Raw genomic sequence first — 16,450 nt, 5'->3', positions numbered from 1 at the left:
CCAGCCCCGAAGCCGTTCGCGCTTCATGGGCCTTCTCATTGGCCTATAGCCTCGTTATCGCTACCATCGAGCGAGGCCGCAAGCGCGGATCGACGATATGGAGGGGATGGAGATGACCAAGGCGCGCGCCTTTCACCGGGCAACCGGTTGGCTGACCGGAGTGATCGCCCTGGGGCTGACGCTGGCGACGGCGGCTCCGGCGCGGGAGGTTCGCTGGACACCGGCATGGGGTGCATCGCAGATGCGGCTGGACGGCCCCAATGCCGAGAAGGTCGCCAAGGCCGGGCCCGCCACCATCCGGCAGATCGTCCATCTGACCGCAGACGGCGCGACCATCCGCCTGCGTCTGTCCAACATCACCGGCTCGACGCCGCTGAAGATCGGCGCCGCCACCATCGGCCTGGCGCAACCCGGCCAGTCGAACGTCACCGCGCCGCAATCCGTCCTGTTCGACGGCGCGCGCGATGTGATCGTGCCGCCGGGGGCCGAAATCTATTCCGACCCCATCCCCCTGCCCGTCGCGCGCGGCCGCGATGTTGCGGTCAGCCTCTACTTTCCTGAAGCCGTCACCGCGCCGACCGGCCATTCGGGCGCGCGATCGACCACCTTCCTGATTTCGAGCGACGCCACCGCCCGCCCGGCGCTCCCCGATGCGCAGAAGATCGGCGGCTGGTGGAGCCTGTCCGATATCGAGGTCCGCAATGCGGCGCAGACCGGGACGATCGTGACGATCGGCGATTCGATCACCGACGGCTATGGCATCGCCGACGACAGCAACACGCGCTGGCCCGACGAACTGGCCAAGCGGCTGGCGGTCAGCCCGGCCACGCGGGGCTTCTCCGTGGTCAATGCGGGGATCGGCGGCAACCGCGTCCTGCTCGACGGCCTTGGCCCCAGCCTGATGGCGCGGTTCGACCGCGATGTGATCGCGCGGCCGAGCGTCACCCATGCGCTGCTGCTCGAAGGGGTCAACGATCTGGGCGTACTGACCCGCGAGCATCCGGTGGACGCGGCCACGCATCAGGCGATCGTGCGCCAGATCACCTTCGCCTATCAGCAACTGGCTGAGCGGGCGCACGCGCATGGCATCCGCCTGATCGTCGGGACGATCACGCCGTTCCAGGGCAACGACTATTATCATCCCGGCCCGGAAACCGAGGCGGATCGACAGGCGATCAACCGCTTCATCCGCACCTCCGGCCTGTTCGACGGCGTGGTCGATTTCGACAAGGCGCTGGCCGATCCGGCGCAGCCCGCGCGGCTGCTTCCGGCCTATGACTGCGGCGATCACCTCCATCCCAGTGCGGCGGGCTACCGCGTCATGGCGCAGGCGGTGCCGCTGGCGCTGTTCGGGAAAGCGCCGCCGCGCCGCTGATCAGAACGCCGCGTCCAGCCCGATCCGGATCGTCCGGGGGCGGAGCGGCGTCACCTGATCCCGCCCGGTGGTGAAGGGCGTGCCCAGCGCGAAGCGGTTGCCGCGTACATCGGCCAGGTTGGTGATCCCCGCCGTCACGCCATACGCGCCCAGGCCCAGTCGCGCGGTCACGCCGCTGTCCAGATAACTGCCCTGCAACTCGCCCAGCACCGGCCCGACGCCCAGCCGCGACGAGCCGACATAGCGCAGCCAGCCATCGACCCGCAGGTCGCGTCCACCGGCCAGTGTCCGGCGATACACCGCCCCCGCCCGCGCGGTAATCCGGGCGATGTTGGGAATCTGGCTCAGCCGCGCCAGGATCGCGGCGCGCGCGGTGACAGGATCGGCGGCCAGCCCGTCCATCAGCGCGAAGGCCTGCGCGCTCGACGGCTCGTCGATGCGGCTGTCGTTATAGGACACGGCCCCCTCGATCCGCAGACCGGGGGCAAGCTTGAAGCCCGCCAGCGCCTCGACCGTCCAGAGCTGTCCATCGCCGATATTGGCGGTGCTGGGCAGGCCCGTCGCGTCGATGAAATCGGCCTGGATATCGCGCCAGGCGGTATGGGCGAGGGTCAGCGAGGCGTCGAAGCGATCGCGCCCCGGCTGGCCGGTCCGCAACCCCGCCTCGATCGTCGCGACCCGGTCGTTGCGGAAGCGCCGGACCAGCGGCCCCTCGATCGTCAGCCCGCCGGGACGAAACCCCTGCTGATAGCGAAGGAACAGTTGCGCGCCGGGCGTCAGGTCGATCAGCGCGGAGGCGGAGGGCAGCAGGATCGTCTGCGCCCGCCGCGCCGTCACCTCGGCCAGCCGCACCATCGCCTGGAACGACAAGGCGGCGGGCAGATCCTCGCCCGCGCCGTCCAGCACCGAATGCGTCACCCGCAGCCCCCCGGTCGCGAGCAGGCCGGGGAGAAGCCGCACGCTCCGCTCGCCATAAAGGGTCGCCTCCTCGACCGTGTTGACGACGCCCGTACGCGGCACCAGCGCATCCGGCTCGCCGAACAGGCGGGTCAGGCGAGTACGGTTGTGGATATAGCTGAACCCCGCGAGCCAGCCCGATCCGTCGGGTGCGGATTGCCAGACCCGCGTCTCATTGGCCTGCATCCGCGTCTCGTTGGCCTGGGCGAAGAGCTGAACCGGGCCGCCGGGCGGCGTCGCGTCATAGCGTTCCATCAGGTCATGCGCGGTGATGCCGCTGCTCGACCGGAAGCGCACCCGGCCCAGCCGCCCCGACAGCACCAGTTGCGTCTGCCCGAAATCCGCCGAAAACCCCTCGGTCACGGGGGCGGAGCGGGTCAGGGGTGGGCCGTCGCGATCGGCATATTGGCTGTCGGCACCCCGAATACGCTGGCCAATGCCGATCGCCTCGACGCTCCATCCGCCGCCCAGATCGGCGCGGATCGCGGCGCGTCCGCCGGTGATGCGGGTGCGGTTGACGTCGGTGCGACCGAGCAGCGGCTTGTCGATATAGCCCCCTTCGCTCGCGCTGTCGGCGACCAGCCGCACCGCCAGCCGGTCGGTGACGAGCGGCAGGTTGAGCACCGCCTGCCCGTCCACGCCGGGGCTGCCGTTCGTCGTGGCCGATCCGCCCAGCATCACCGATCCCCCGGCGCGGGTCGGATCGGGCGCATTGGGAACCAGCCGGATCAGCCCGCCCAGCGACCCCGCGCCGTAAAGCGTCCCCTGCGGCCCCTCCAGCACCTCGACCGCCGCCAGGTCCGCCAGGCGCAGATCGGGGTCCGGCGCGTTGTAGCTGAGCCGCAGGTCGCCGAAATATTGGCCGACCGTCGCCTGGGTCGGGCCGGTGAAGCTGGAATCGGCGATCCCCCGAATGAACAGCTTGTTGCGCCCCGCGCCCAGATAGGTGGAGGCGATGGCGGTCATCCGGTCGGCCAGCTTCGACGTGCCGCCCGCCCCGCCCAGTTCCAGATCGGCACCCGCCACCTGCACCACCTGCCCGGCGAAATGATCGCGGGTCGTGTCGCGCTTGCTGGCGGTGACGACGACATCGCCGGGGGGGACTTCGGGCGGCGGCGGGGTGAAGCGACGGCGGACGACCTTGGCGACCGGCACGACCTTGCGCGGGACCAGCCGCCAGCTTGCCGGTCCCAGCCGCTGGACCTGCGCCCCACTGCCCCGCGCGATCAAAGCCAGCGCCTGCTCGACCGACCATCGGCCACGAAGCCGGGGCACGGGCCGATCCCATAGCCGCGCGTCAGGCACGACGATGTTCGCTCCTGCCAGCCGCCCCAGCGCCATCACCTGCGTACCGACGGTTCCGGCGGGCAGGTCGACGGGCACGCGGTCCGCCGCCATCGCGGGCGCACCCGCGACGACCAGCATCCCGACGATCCCGCCCCCCGCCAGCCTCACCCGCGCGGTTCCAGCATCCAGCCAGCGGCCTCGCGCCGCACGGTCACGTCCATCAACGGGCCCAGAAGACGGGGATCACGCCGCACCGCCTCCAGATCGATGGTGCCGCGAAACGGCCGGGCGGCGATCGCGGGCGCGACGCCGATGGGTTGCGGCAGGAAGCGCGACACGTCCTCCGCCACATCGCTCAAGGCCACGCCGTCATAGGCCATCCGCCCCTCGCGCCAGCCGCCCACATCGGCCGGGGTCACGCTTTCCCGCTCCAGCCGGTCGCGCGTCGCGACGACCGCCTGCCCTGCATCCAGGCGCAGCGCCGTACCCTTGGGATCGACCATCACCGCACCCTCGGCCACCGCCACGCGGGTCCGTGCCTGGCCCAGCCGCACGTCGAACACCGTGCCTAGATCGACCAGCGCCAGCGATCCCGCCTGCACCGCGAAGGGATGGTCTGCGTCATGCCGCACCCGGAACAGCGCCTCACCGCGCGCCATGACGGCGCGGCGCGGATCGGCATGATCCAGTTCGATCCGGCTGTTTCCGGCGAGCAGGATCGTGCTGCCGTCCGGCAGGGGCACGCTGCGCGTCTCGCCCGCCGCCGTCTCGACCGCATAGGGCTGGGCGCGCTCCGGCCAGACGGTGACGCCGACCGTCGCGACCAGCGCGGCGGCGACCGCCCCGCCTATCCAGCGCAGGGGGCGGCGACGGGGCGTCTCCTCGACCGGCAGCGGTGCGGGCGCGTCGAGCAGTTCGGGATGCGCGGCCAGCGCGTCCTCGGCATCGAGCAGGGTCGCGGCCATCCGGTCATAGCGTTCGGCGTGCGCCGGGTCGGCCTCCAGCCAGTCGGTGAAGGCGTCCCAGTCCGCGCGGGCCGGATCGGCCATCCGCAGCGCCCAGTCGAGCGCGACCGCATCCGTGGCGGGGAGAGCGATATGGCGGTCCTGGCTCATCCGATCTGTTCCTTGAGGGCGGCGAGCGCATGGGCGGCCATGCGGAGATCGCTTTCGACGGTGCTGATACTGATGCCGAGTTCGGCGGCGATCTGTTTCTGGGGTACGCCGTCGATCCGCACCCTGCGGAAGATCAGCGCGGGCCGCTCGCCCAGCGCAGTCAGCGCGGCGGCCACCCGCTCGGCGGTCTGCCGCGCCGCAACCGCGCGTTCGGCGGCGGGCGGCTCAGGGCCGCCCTGTCCTTCCGCCCAGGCCTGGTCGCGCTGCTCGGCCTGGCGGCGTGAGCGATAGCGGTCGATCATCAGCATGTCCGCCGCGCGATAGAGATAGGCCAGCGGATTGGCGATCGGCCCGTCCATCCGTCCCGACACCTTCAGCCACAGGTCCTGGACCAGATCCTCCGCCGCATCGCCCGCGCCGCGCGCCGTCAGGAAGCGCACGAGCTTGTCGCGATTGGCGAGGAAGACGGCCTCGATCCCGGTGGGCGTCATGGTCTGAACCGGACAAGATGGGCGGAAGTCCCGCCGTTTAGACGAAGCTTCCGCCCATGAAAAGGAGCCCCACCGGGACGCAAGGTGGGGCTCCGAACGCCCGCGCACGCTACAGGGGGGATGCACGCGGACGAACTCGCCTAGAAGGCGAACTGAAGGGCAGCGCGCGCGGACAGCGCGACGTTGCCAAGGCGTTGTTCGGCGTTGACCTCGCCGCTCAGCCGGATTTCGCTGGTGCCGGTGATCGCGCGCACCCGCCCGATCCAGCCGCCGCCGCGCGCCTCTGGATCGAGGATGAAGGGCGTGCCGTCGCCGAAGCTGGCGACCGTGCGGCCCAGCGTCCCCGCGACCCGCTCGCGCCGACCGCCCTCGATCTCCAAGCGGCTCCACTGGGCGTAGCGATTGTCGCCGCCGAAATTGATGCCCGCCGCCACGCTGGCGGTCAGCGCGAGTTCGTCGCTGGTCCGCTTGCGCACGGTCAGGTCGTATCCGGTGCCGCCGCCGCTCTCGCGATAGCCGTCCTCGTTCAGCCGGTAATAGTCGACCGCGAGGATCGGGCGGACGTTGAACTGGCCGACCCAATGCTCCCACGAGACCGAGCCAGACCCCGAGTAGAGCATGCCCTTCCAATCGGCGGTCGCACGGCGCTGCACCGCCTCGGTGCCGACCACGCCGTCGAACTGGCGTTGCGAGTCGAAGGACAGGAACGCCGCCGAGCCGCGGGCCTGCGCCGCCAGCGCACCCCAGCGGGCGCGCCAGAAACCGGCCAGCTCATATTGGCTGTGGTTCACCCGGTTGATCGCCGAGCCTTCATTGTCGCGTCCGCTCATATAGGAGAGCGAGGCGCCGAAATTGCCCGCATCGGTCTTATGCTCGATGCCGCCGCTGATACCCCAGCCGCGCACGTCATAGCTTTGCGTGGAGCGCGCGCCCTTGGACGCATCCCAGCCGAGCGGGCTGAGCCAATAGCCCCATTTGCCCTCTTCGCTGAACTCGCCCGCAGGCTCGCGAAGCTGCGCGGCGGCGGCGCGCGAGGCGAGCGTCACCCCCTCGAACACGCCGCCCGCATAATTGGGCAGCATCTGCTCGACCGCGCCCCGGAAGGCCGCGCCGTCGTAAATGCCCCGGATGGCGTCGGACAGCTTGGCGTCGGTCCCGATCGCGGCGTCGATCGCGTCGAAGGCGCTGACGCCCGCGTTGCTGAGGCCCAGTTCGGTCTTGGCCTTGCGACTGACCTCCACCGCGATCTCGTTGGGCTGGGCGGCGACGATCGCGCCCTTGTAGAGGAAGGGCATGGCCGAGGGTGCCAGCGTCAGGTTGCCCGCCCCCGTCAACGTGCCCGAGCGCAACACGACATAGCGGCCCGTCACATCGGTCCCGCCCGACACGCGCAGCGCCAACTGGCTGTTCGCGCCGATGGTGGTCGCCCCGCCGACCTGGATCAGATTGGCGGTGGGATTGGCCTTGTCCAACGCGACGCTGAGGATCGACTGGTCGCCCATTGTCAGCGAGGCGATATTGGTCGCCCCGTTCGCCGCGAAGGTACCGCCGCCGCTGGCGACCGTGACCGCGACATGGGAGGCGTTGGTCAGGCGTCCGGCGAAAACGCCCTTCCCCGTGATCGCCACCACATCCTGGCCCAGACCGGAAAAGTCGGCCACGCCGTCGAAGCGCGCGGTATCGGCGATGGTCAGCGTGTCCGCGCCGGTGCCGAAGGTCGCGCTGCCCGCATAGGTGCCCGTCCCGCTCATCTCCAGCCGGTTGTTGCCGGTGCCGAAGGTGACGTCGCCCGTCACCGAACCCGCGCCGATCTGAAGCCGGTCATCACCGCTGCCGAAACGGATCGCGCCGGTGATGGTGGGAGCGGCGGCTCCGGCGGCGGGGGCGATCTGGCGAACGGTCGCGCCGATGGTGTTCGCCGACAGGTCGATGGCGGTGCTGCGCGAGCTGTCCGCCCCGGCGCCTGCGATCGCACCCGTATTCTCGACGAGCGTCAGGCCGCCGGTCCGGTCGAGGATCGCGGTCGCGCTCGCACCCGCCGCCGTCGCGCGGATCGCGCCCGAGTTGCGGATCGTCGGCACCGAAGCGCCGCTGTCGATCAGCACGGCGGTCGTCACTGCCGAGGCCGTGCCGCCGCCGGTCGCCGTCACCGAGCCGCCGACCCGCAATTCCGGCGTCGAGGCGCCCGATCCGAAGCGGATCGCGGTCGCCTCCGCGCCATTGGCGGTGGCCTGCACCGTGCCGCCGACCGCGACGCCCTGCGCGATCTGGACGTTGCCGCCCTGCCCGCCGATGGTCAGCGCATTGGCGCGCACGCCGCTATAGACGCCGTTGCCGGTGATCCGGCCATTGACGACCAGGCCCGGTGCGGGCGTGCTGCCGCCGGTCGCGCCGATGACGATCGCCCGGTCCGCCGCACCGACCAGCATGGCGGGGGCCGCACCGTTGGAGATGATGTCCGCCGTCTTGCCGGTGGCGTTGCCCAGGGTGATGCCGCCCGCGACATTGCCGCCCACGACCAGCGCCGATCCGCCCTGCAACAGATCGTCCGGGTCCAGCTTCGACACATCGCTGGGCGGCGTGGTGTAGCGATAGCCGGTCGAGCCGATCCCGCCCTCGATGGTCAGCGCACCGCCGATATCGCCGTCGATCCGCGCGCCGACCGCGCCTTGGCCCACCGCGACGATGGTGCCGCCCAGCGTGACATTGCCCGACACCCCGCCGGTCCGCACGCCGACCGAGCGGTCGCCCAGCACGTTGATCTTGCCTGACTGGGCGAGGTTCCCGGTCAGCGGGCCGGTCAAATAGATGCCCGCCGAGTCGTTGCCCTCGACGGTGATCTCGCCGCTGTTGCTGATCGCCCCGGTAAAGGCCCCGGCGGTGCGGATGCCGGTCCGCCGCGCGCCTTGTGCGAAGGGGCCGTCCAAGTCGCCGTCCTTGTCGATATCGACGGGCGTGTAGCTTTCGTCGATGATGATCTTGCCGGTGTTCGCGATCTCGCCGGTCGCGCCCGCCGCCGCGCCGATACCAATCGAATCGTTGGCGTCGGTGATCTGGATGGTGCCCGCATTGGCGAGCTTGTTGTTGCTGTCGATCGTCACCGCGGTACCGCCGGTGGTCACGACGCTGCCCGCCGCGGCGATGCTGACATCGCCCGCGCCGCCGTTATTGACGGTCGCGGTACGGACCGGGGTGGTACGCTTGGTATCGATGACGGTCTGGGCCGAGGCGGCCGTCCCCGCCACCAGGGCGAGCGTGGCGGTCGAGGCGAAGAGCAGGCGATGCACGAATAAAGTCCCCTTTGTGCGCTTTGCCCGTTCAGACGGAGCCCTCGCGCCGAAACCTTGGTGCCCGGATGAAAAATTCGTCAGGTGGCCCGCCGGTGTTGACGATCGGGCCGCAGAGGATCAGAGCGCCCGACAGGCGCGGGAGCCCCCGCGTCGTTCCAGAAAGCGAGAACATGTCCATCGACAGTTCCAGTAGCGCCGCACGCCCCGGGGTCGTCCGCTAGTTTCGCGAAACTGGCTTTCGTCCGCCCGGGTCGTGCGGACGAAAGGTTTTGAATGGTCAACGATCTGATCGCCGGCGTCGCCGCCGGTTTCCGCTCCTCCCGGCGTGGCCTGTCCATCGCCGATCTCGTCGATACGCTTCAGTCGCTGCCCGTGGCGGAAGCGGCCGACGCCCTGACCCAGATGCCCGACGCGCGCGCCGTCGCCGTGCTCGACAGCCCGGAACTCCGCTGCGCCGCCGATATCCTGGCCCTGCTGCCCGCCGCGCGCGCCGCCGCCCTGGTCTCGCAAATGGCGGAGGACCGCGCCGCCGACGTGCTGGCGGCAATGGAGGAAGAGGACGCTGCGCCGATCCGCGCCGACCTTCCCGCCACCATCCTCGCCTCGATCGACACTCTGCTCCGCTGGCCGCCGGACAGCGCGGGCGGCATGATGACGACCGAATATGTCGCCTCCCCCGCCGACGCGACCGTCGCCGAGGTGCTGGCGCATATCCGAACGGTCGAACGGAGCCGCGAGACCGTCTATTCGGTCTTCCTGCTGGAGCCGCAGGGGCGACTGGTCGCGACCGTCTCGCTGCGCCAATTGATCGCCGCCGAGCCGGACTCGCCCGCCATCGATCTCGCGCGCGGGCATGACCCGATCACCGTCGCACCGGGCACCGACCGCGAAGAGGTGGCGCATCTGATCCGCCGCCACGACCTGCTTGCCCTGCCCGTGGTCGACGAACAGGGCCGCCCGATCGGCATCGTTACCGTGGACGACGTGCTCGACGCACTGGTCGCCGCGCATACTGAGGACACGCAGAAATTCGGCGGTGTCGAGGCGCTGGACAATCCCTATCTGGAAACCGGCTTCCTCGCGATGATTCGCAAGCGCGCCGGGTGGCTGAGCATCCTGTTCTTTTCCGAAATGCTGACCGCCAGCGCGATGCAGCATTTCGAGAGCGAGTTGGAGCGCGCGGTCGTCCTGACCCTGTTCATCCCGCTCATCATGAGCTCGGGCGGCAATAGCGGCAGCCAGGCGACCTCGCTGATCATCCGGGCGCTCGCGCTGGGCCAGGTCCGGCTGCGCGACTGGTGGCGGGTGGCGCTGCGCGAGCTTCCGGCGGGAATGACGCTGGGGGCGATACTGGGCCTGCTCGGCATCGCACGGATCGCGCTGTGGCAGACGCTGGGCTTCTACGATTACGGACCGCATTGGGTGCTGGTGGCGACGACGGTCGGGACGGGGCTGGTCGGCATCGTCACCTTCGGCTCGCTGGCGGGATCGATGCTGCCCTTCGTCCTGCAACGGCTGGGCTTCGATCCGGCCAGCGCCTCGGCACCGTTCGTCGCGACGCTGGTCGATGTGACCGGGCTGGTGATCTATTTCAGCATCGCGCTGGCGATCTTGTCGAGCACGCTGCTGTAAGCGGGGCGACGAACACCCCGTTACCGCTTCCAGTAGCGCACATAATCCACATCCATCCGCTGCGGCAGGGCGGCATCGTCGACGCCCTTCTGCCCGCCCCAGTCACCCCCGACCGCCAGGTTCAGGATCAGCGAATAGGGCCGCGTGAACGGCCAGGCCGCCGCGCCGCCGGGCTTGTCGTTCTTGACCCGCATATAGGCGCGGCCATCGACCCCGATGGTGATCATATCGGGCGTCCAGTCAAGCTGATAGCGGTGAAAGTCCGTGCACGCGCCGGGTACGTCGGTCTGGCTGCCCCGCTGCGTCTTCCTGACGTGGTTATAGGCGGCGGAGTGGACGGTCGCATGGATGACATCGGGGTTCCAGCCGACCATCTCCATGATGTCGATCTCGCCGCCATCGGGCCAGCGCACGCCGTCCATGGGGAGCAGCCAGATGGCGGGCCACATGCCCCGGCCGCAAGGCAGCTTCGCGCGAACCTCGTAAAAGCCGAAACCGAGCGTCTTCTGCGTCACCAGCTTGGCCGAGGTGTAATCCTGCCCGCCCCAATCCGGCTCGTCGCGGGCGGCTTCGCGTCGCGCCTCGATCACCAGCGCGCCATTCTCGATCCGCGCGTTGCTCCGCTTCGGCCCGACATAATATTGCAGTTCGTGATTGGGCCAGCCGCGCTTGTTCGCCGACACGTCCCAGCGCCAGCGGCGGGGATCGATCGCGCGGTTGAATTCGTCGCCGAAGCTCGGGGCGGATTTGGGCGCCGCCATGGCTCCGTCATAATGGGTGTTGGTCGCACCCAGCGTCGCGGTCTGCGTCTCCTGCCCGGTCGCGCCACCGGTCGCCAGCAGCGAGACGCCCGCCAGCATCGCCCAAGCCCATCGCCGCATCGCCACTCTCCCCGAATATCTTGCCCGTCAGCCTAATCGGCCCCAACGGGAAAGACCATGCCGACGGGCCGGGGAAATCATCCGGCGATGGTGAAGACCGAACCGGAGTCGACGCGGAGCCCCGCGCCGTTGATGAAGCTGGCCCGTTCGGACACCAGGAAGGCGACGGCGGCGGCGACCTCTTCGGCCCTGCCGCGCCGTTTCAGCACCATGCCGGGGCGCTCCTCCTCCAGGAACGTCTCGATCGCCTCGTCGAAGCTGATGCCCTTTTCCTCGGCGCGCTTCTCCATCATCGCATCGGTCATCGGCGTCGCGATGAACGCGGGCGAGATGGTGTTCACCAGCACATTGTCGCCACCATAGGCCTTGGACAATCCCTTGGCCAAGCTGAGGATCGCGGCCTTGGACGCGCAATAGGGGAGTTCCTCGACATAGGGCTGCACCGCATCCTCGGACGCGAACAGGACCACGCGGCCCCAGCTCTTGCGCCGCATCGCCGGGATCGCCTCGCGGCACATGCGCACCGCGCCCATCAGGTTGATGTCCAGCGTCTCCAGCCAGCCATCGTCGCCAATATCCAGAAAATCGCCTTGCGCGCCCGTCACGCCCGCCGCGTTGATATAGATGTCGGGCTCGCCCAGCCTTTCGCGAACCTCTTGCCACAGCGACTTCACCTCCTCCGGCCTGGTGACGTCGCCGGTCACGGCGATCACCTCGCCCAGCGGGGTCAGTTCCGCCACCGCCTCGTCCAGGGTCCCGCCCGGCTTGTCGGTCAGCGCGACCCGCACTCCGGCCTCCAGCAGCAACCGCGCGGTTTCCTTGCCCATGCCCGAATCCGATCCGCTGATCAGTGCGATGCGGCCCTCGATACCCAGATCCATCGTCATTCTCCCTCGGCGGGCGGTCAGCCATGTCATCGATGCCGATCAATGCCGTGCCGATGAAGTGACGACGCGGCTTAGGGTTCCGCCGATAAGTCTTTGATCCCCAGCGGAACGACGCGCGCCTCCCGCCCGTTCGCCATCGCAACCAGTTCTGGGAGAGCCCCCCACCGTGCGTTCCTTGTCCGAAGCCGAAATCGCCACCATGCCCCCGTCCGGCGACGGGCCCCATCCGCTGCTGGGGGTCGCCGAACTGGCGGCGGGCGCGGCGGAGCGGCTGGAGCGGGCCGACATCATCCTGGCGGCGACGGACGAGACGCGCGCGATGGCCGTCACCCGCATCCTGACCGCGATCGCACCCGACGCGACGATCCTGTTCTGCCCCGGATCGGACGCGCTGCCGGGAGACGATGCGCCCGCCTCGCCCGCCAATGTCGGGCAGCGCGTGTCGGCGCTCCACGCCCTGCGCGCCGCATCGGCGGCGAAGAAGCGGGGTCGGATCGCACTGGTCACCTCCGGAGAGGCGTTGGCGCGCGCCCTGCCCTCTCCTGCGACCTTCGATGCCGAGCCGCCCTGCGTCGCCCAGGGCGAGCCCTGCGACCTAAGCCGGCTTCACGACATGCTGCTCGACCTGGGCTATATCGCCGACGAGCGGGTGGACGAGCCCGGCGAGGTGGCGCTTCGCGGACAGGTGCTGGACGTGTTTCCCGCCGACGCCGAACAGCCGCTGCGGATCGAAGTAGCCGACGGGCGGATCGCGGCGATCCGGTCCTACGATCCCGCCGACCAGCGGAGCACCGGCGAGTTGGATCGCCGCGAACTGGGCCGTGTCGCCGAGCCGCCGCTGGCGTCCGACCCGACCAGTCTGATCGAGCATCTGCCCGGTGCCGAAATCATCATCGAGCCCGCCGCCGACGAACGCCGCCGTCGCCTGCTGCTGCTGAGCGCCGATGTCGCCAAGCGCGGCTCCCGACGCGCCGCGCGCGACATGATCGCGGACAAACACTGGTCCGCGCTGCTCGCCGATCGCAAGACCGCGAGCCTTGGCCGGATCGGGGACCTCCCGCCCCGCTTCGTGGAACGCCGTGCGCCCTTGCGGGACTTTGCTAAGACGGCGCGGGCCGCGCGAGATGAAGGGTGCCGCGTCGTCCTGATCGGAAGCGAGCGCGACCTGCGCTTCCTCGGGCGGCGGGTCGACAATGCCCTGCGCACGCCTTCCGTCCGCGTCGATAGCTGGCGCGAGGTCCGCAAGGCCGAGCCCGGCGCGCTGCTGACGCTGGTCGCGCCCGCCGAGCGGGGCTTCGTCCGCAAGGACATTCTGGCCGTCACCGCCGCCGACCTGCTCGGCAGTCGCGCGGACCGCGAGGACGGCAAGGCCCACCGCGTCGACCTGTCGCTGATCCAGACCGCCGAAATCCGGGTCGGCGACATGGTCATCCATGAGGATCACGGCATCGCCACCGTCGCGGGGCTCGATCCGATCGATATGCAGGGCGGAGTGACGGGGGACGCGATCAAGCTGGTCTATGCCAAATCGGCGACGCGACTGGTGCCGGTGGCCGAGGCGGATCGGCTGTGGCGCTATGGCGGCGAGGACGATGCGGTTCGCGCCGACACGCTCGACGGCAAGAGCTGGCATGAGCGCCGCCGCGGCATCGACGAGGCGATCGCCGAGACCGCGCGCCGCCTGACCGAGATGGCCGCCGAACGTGCCGAGCAACATGCCCCCGTGCTCGATCCCCCGGTCGCCGATTATGAGCGCTTCGCCGCCGGCTTTCCGTTCAGCGAAACGCCCGACCAGTTGACCGCGATCGAGGCGGTGCGCGCCGACCTATCGTCCGGGCGCCCGATGGACCGGCTGGTCGTCGGCGATGTCGGCTTCGGCAAGACCGAGGTCGCTTTGCGCGCCGCCGCCATCGCCGCGCTCGCCGGGCGGCAGGTGGCGCTGGCCGCCCCGACCACCGTGCTTGCCCGCCAGCACCTCGACAGCTTCACCGCGCGCTTCGCCGACAGCGGCATCGCCGTCGCGGGCCTGTCGCGCCTGTCCAGCGCCGCCGAAAAGCGCCGGGTCAAGGCCGGGCTGGCCGATGGCAGTATCCGGATCGTGATCGGCACCGGCGCGGTCGCGGCCAAGGGCATGGCCTATAAGGACCTCGCCCTGATCATCGTGGACGAGGAGCAGCGCTTCGGCGCGAGCGACAAGGCGGGGCTCCAGGCGCTGTCGGCGGGTCATGTCCTGACCCTGTCGGCGACACCGATCCCGCGCACGCTGCAATCCGCGCTGGTCGGCCTGCGCCAATTGTCGATCATCGCGACCCCGCCCGCCCGGCGGCAACCTATCCGCACCGCCGTTTCCGCCTTCTCGCCGGAGACGTTGCGGGCGGCGCTGCTGCGGGAGCGGTCGCGCGGCGGGCAGAGCTTCGTCGTGGTGCCCCGCATCGCCGACATGGCGCCGCTGGCCGAAAAGCTGGCCAAGATCGTCCCCGAACTGGTGGTGCTGCAAGCCCATGGCAAGCTGCCCGCCGCCGAGATCGATGACGTGATGGTCCGCTTCGGGCGCGGCGACGGCGATGTCCTGCTGGCGACCAACATCATCGAGGCGGGGCTCGACGTGCCGCGTGCCAATACGATGGCGATCGTCCATGCCGACCGTTTCGGCCTGTCGCAGCTTCACCAGTTGCGCGGGCGCGTCGGGCGTGGGCACCGGCGCGGCCAGGTGCTACTGTTCACCGAGACCGACGACGCCATCGCGCCGCGCACGCTGAAGCGGTTGCGCACCCTGGAGGCGTTCGACCGGCTGGGCGCGGGCTTCGCGATCAGCGCCCGCGACCTGGACATGCGCGGCGCGGGCGATCTGCTCGGCGATACGCAGGCGGGGCATATGCGGCTGATCGGCGTCGAACTCTACCAGCAATTGCTGGAGGACGCGCTGCGCACCGCCCGCGGCGAGACGGTCGAGCGCTGGACGCCCGAACTGCGCATCGGCGTCGAGGGGCGCCTGCCCGCCGAATGGATACCCGATGAGGATCTGCGCATCTCGCTCTATGCGCGGCTGGGGCGGCTGCGCGACGACGCCGAACTCGACAATTTCGAGGCGGAACTGGAGGATCGCTTCGGCGAACTGCCCGAAGAAGCCGCGCTGCTGATCGCGCTCGCCCGATTGCGCGAGCGGATGCGGATGCTGGGGATCGCCCGGATCGACGCGGGGCCCGCCGCCATCGCCCTGACGCCGCAGGGCAAGGATGTCGATTTGAACGGGATCGAGGGACTTGAGGAGAAGAATGGCCGCTACCTGCTGAAGGAACGCCTGGACGCTCCCGCCGAGCGGCTGGCACGGCTGGCCGATCTGCTCGCCTGACTGCCATCTTGACCCAGGCAATTGGCCGCTATCGCCAGGCGTCATAAGAACCGCGCCGATACGAGAGGAACCGTCCCATGCCCTTCCCCACCCCCTATGTCGCCGATCCGGCCCGTTACGACGGCCGGATGCCCTATCGCCGGACCGGACGCAGCGGCCTGAAGCTACCCGCGATCAGCCTGGGGCTGTGGCAGAATTTCGGCGGCACCGATGTGTTCGAGACGGGCCGCGCCATCCTTCGCCGCGCCTTCGATCGCGGCGTGACCCATTTCGACCTCGCGAACAATTACGGTCCGCCCTATGGCTCGGCAGAGGAGAATTTCGGGCGGGTGCTGGCGAGCGACTTCGCCGCACACCGCGACGAGTTGATCCTGTCGACCAAGGCGGGTTGGGACATGTGGCCGGGACCCTATGGCGATATCGGCTCGTCGAAGAAGTACCTCATCGCCAGTTGCGAACAGAGCCTGAAGCGGATGGGCGTCGACTATGTCGACATCTTCTACTCGCACCGGGTCGATCCGGAGACGCCGCTGGAGGAGACGATGGGCGCGCTGGTGCAGCTTCACCGGCAGGGCAAGGCGCTCTATGTCGGCATTTCCTCCTATGACGCGGGATTGACCCGGCGAGCGGCGGCGATCCTGGCGGAGGAGAGGGTGCCGCTGTTCATCCACCAGCCCAGCTATTCGATCCTCAACCGCTGGATCGAGCGCGATCTGCTCGACACGCTGGGCGAACTCGGCACCGGCTGCATCGCCTTTTCGCCGCTGGCGCAGGGCATGTTGACCGGCAAATATCTGAACGGCGTGCCGCAGGATGCGCGGGCCAGCCGGGGCGGTTCGCTGTCGCAGTCGCTGCTGAGCGAAGAGAATGTGTCCGCCATCCGCCGTCTGAACGATATCGCACAGGCACGCGGGCAGACGCTGGCACAGATGGCGATCGCCTGGGTGTTGCGCGATCCGCGCGTGACCTCCGCGCTGATCGGCGCACGGACGGTCGAGCAGTTGGACGATTCGCTCGACGCCGTGTCGCGGCTGGATTTCACCGACGACGAACTGGCAGCGATCGACCAGGCGGCACAGGATGGCGGCATCAACCTGTGGGCCGAATCCTCCGACATCGTCGAACTGCCCGCCGCGCAAGGCATCCCCGCCTGAGCCGGACATGACGATGCGCCCGACCTCGC

10 protein-coding genes are annotated in these 16,450 nt (G+C 69.6%); 4 read left to right on the top strand and 6 right to left on the bottom strand.

Translation table 11 applies throughout. The annotated features are described in order from the left end of the window. The first annotated feature begins 112 nt into the window (after window positions 1–112). Window positions 113–1,375 (top strand): SGNH/GDSL hydrolase family protein, encoded by a 1,263-nt coding sequence (locus OXQ33_RS00485; RefSeq protein ID WP_267432528.1) that lies wholly within the window; start codon window positions 113–115, stop codon window positions 1,373–1,375. Here OXQ33_RS00485 and OXQ33_RS00480 read toward each other — a convergent pair whose 3' ends face one another. The 4 genes from OXQ33_RS00480 to OXQ33_RS00465 form a co-directional block, all read right to left on the bottom strand. Next, window positions 1,376–3,787, bottom strand: a complete 2,412-nt coding sequence (locus OXQ33_RS00480) for a TonB-dependent receptor (protein ID WP_346015329.1) — start codon at window positions 3,785–3,787, stop codon at window positions 1,376–1,378. After that, window positions 3,784–4,734 carry a FecR domain-containing protein gene (locus OXQ33_RS00475; RefSeq protein WP_267432526.1) on the bottom strand — a complete coding sequence of 317 codons (951 nt, stop codon included), beginning with the start codon at window positions 4,732–4,734 and terminating at the stop codon, window positions 3,784–3,786. The genes OXQ33_RS00480 and OXQ33_RS00475 overlap by 4 nt, the downstream gene beginning before the upstream one ends. Continuing rightward, the gene (locus OXQ33_RS00470) at window positions 4,731–5,225 is read right to left on the bottom strand and encodes an RNA polymerase sigma factor (RefSeq protein WP_267432524.1); all 495 of its coding nucleotides are present in this window, start codon (window positions 5,223–5,225) and stop codon (window positions 4,731–4,733) included. The genes OXQ33_RS00475 and OXQ33_RS00470 overlap by 4 nt, the downstream gene beginning before the upstream one ends. Window positions 5,226–5,365: 140 nt before the next feature. Then, window positions 5,366–8,512 (bottom strand): autotransporter outer membrane beta-barrel domain-containing protein, encoded by a 3,147-nt coding sequence (locus OXQ33_RS00465; protein WP_267432522.1) that lies wholly within the window; start codon window positions 8,510–8,512, stop codon window positions 5,366–5,368. A gap of 276 nt (window positions 8,513–8,788) precedes the next feature. Between OXQ33_RS00465 and mgtE the strand changes: the two genes are divergently transcribed. After that, entirely contained in the window at window positions 8,789–10,147 is a 1,359-nt protein-coding gene (gene mgtE, locus OXQ33_RS00460) for a magnesium transporter (protein ID WP_267432520.1), read from the top strand. A 20-nt stretch (window positions 10,148–10,167) separates the two neighbouring features. On the opposite strand, the gene OXQ33_RS00455 is transcribed toward mgtE, so the two are convergent. After that, complete coding sequence (locus tag OXQ33_RS00455; RefSeq protein ID WP_267432518.1) at window positions 10,168–11,028, bottom strand: glycoside hydrolase family 16 protein; 861 nt, start codon at window positions 11,026–11,028, stop codon at window positions 10,168–10,170. Window positions 11,029–11,105: 77 nt separating this feature from the next. After that, window positions 11,106–11,909, bottom strand: a complete 804-nt coding sequence (locus OXQ33_RS00450; protein ID WP_267432515.1) for an SDR family oxidoreductase — start codon at window positions 11,907–11,909, stop codon at window positions 11,106–11,108. Window positions 11,910–12,081: 172 nt separating this feature from the next. On the opposite strand from OXQ33_RS00450, the gene OXQ33_RS00445 reads away from it, so the two are divergent. Continuing rightward, window positions 12,082–15,267, top strand: a complete 3,186-nt coding sequence (locus tag OXQ33_RS00445) for a TRCF domain-containing protein (RefSeq protein ID WP_267432513.1) — start codon at window positions 12,082–12,084, stop codon at window positions 15,265–15,267. 77 nt (window positions 15,268–15,344) lie between these two features. Continuing rightward, window positions 15,345–16,421 carry an L-glyceraldehyde 3-phosphate reductase gene (mgrA, locus tag OXQ33_RS00440; protein WP_267432511.1) on the top strand — a complete coding sequence of 359 codons (1,077 nt, stop codon included), beginning with the start codon at window positions 15,345–15,347 and terminating at the stop codon, window positions 16,419–16,421. The last annotated feature ends 29 nt before the right edge of the window (window positions 16,422–16,450 follow it).

Source organism: Sphingomonas sp. GM_Shp_1 (genome assembly GCF_026540895.1).
Lineage (GTDB): Bacteria > Pseudomonadota > Alphaproteobacteria > Sphingomonadales > Sphingomonadaceae > Sphingomonas.
Note: the sequence above shows the minus strand (reverse complement) of the source record. Positions and strands in the feature narration are given on the sequence as shown.

Coding starts and splice junctions, on each gene's coding strand:
- OXQ33_RS00470 (WP_267432524.1), bottom strand. CDS start 5,225: ATGACGCCCACCGGGATCGAGGCCGTCTTCCTCGCCAATCGCGACAAG.
- mgrA (WP_267432511.1), top strand. CDS start 15,345: ATGCCCTTCCCCACCCCCTATGTCGCCGATCCGGCCCGTTACGACGGC.
- OXQ33_RS00450 (WP_267432515.1), bottom strand. CDS start 11,909: ATGGATCTGGGTATCGAGGGCCGCATCGCACTGATCAGCGGATCGGAT.
- OXQ33_RS00455 (WP_267432518.1), bottom strand. CDS start 11,028: ATGCGGCGATGGGCTTGGGCGATGCTGGCGGGCGTCTCGCTGCTGGCG.
- mgtE (WP_267432520.1), top strand. CDS start 8,789: ATGGTCAACGATCTGATCGCCGGCGTCGCCGCCGGTTTCCGCTCCTCC.
- OXQ33_RS00475 (WP_267432526.1), bottom strand. CDS start 4,734: ATGAGCCAGGACCGCCATATCGCTCTCCCCGCCACGGATGCGGTCGCG.
- OXQ33_RS00485 (WP_267432528.1), top strand. CDS start 113: ATGACCAAGGCGCGCGCCTTTCACCGGGCAACCGGTTGGCTGACCGGA.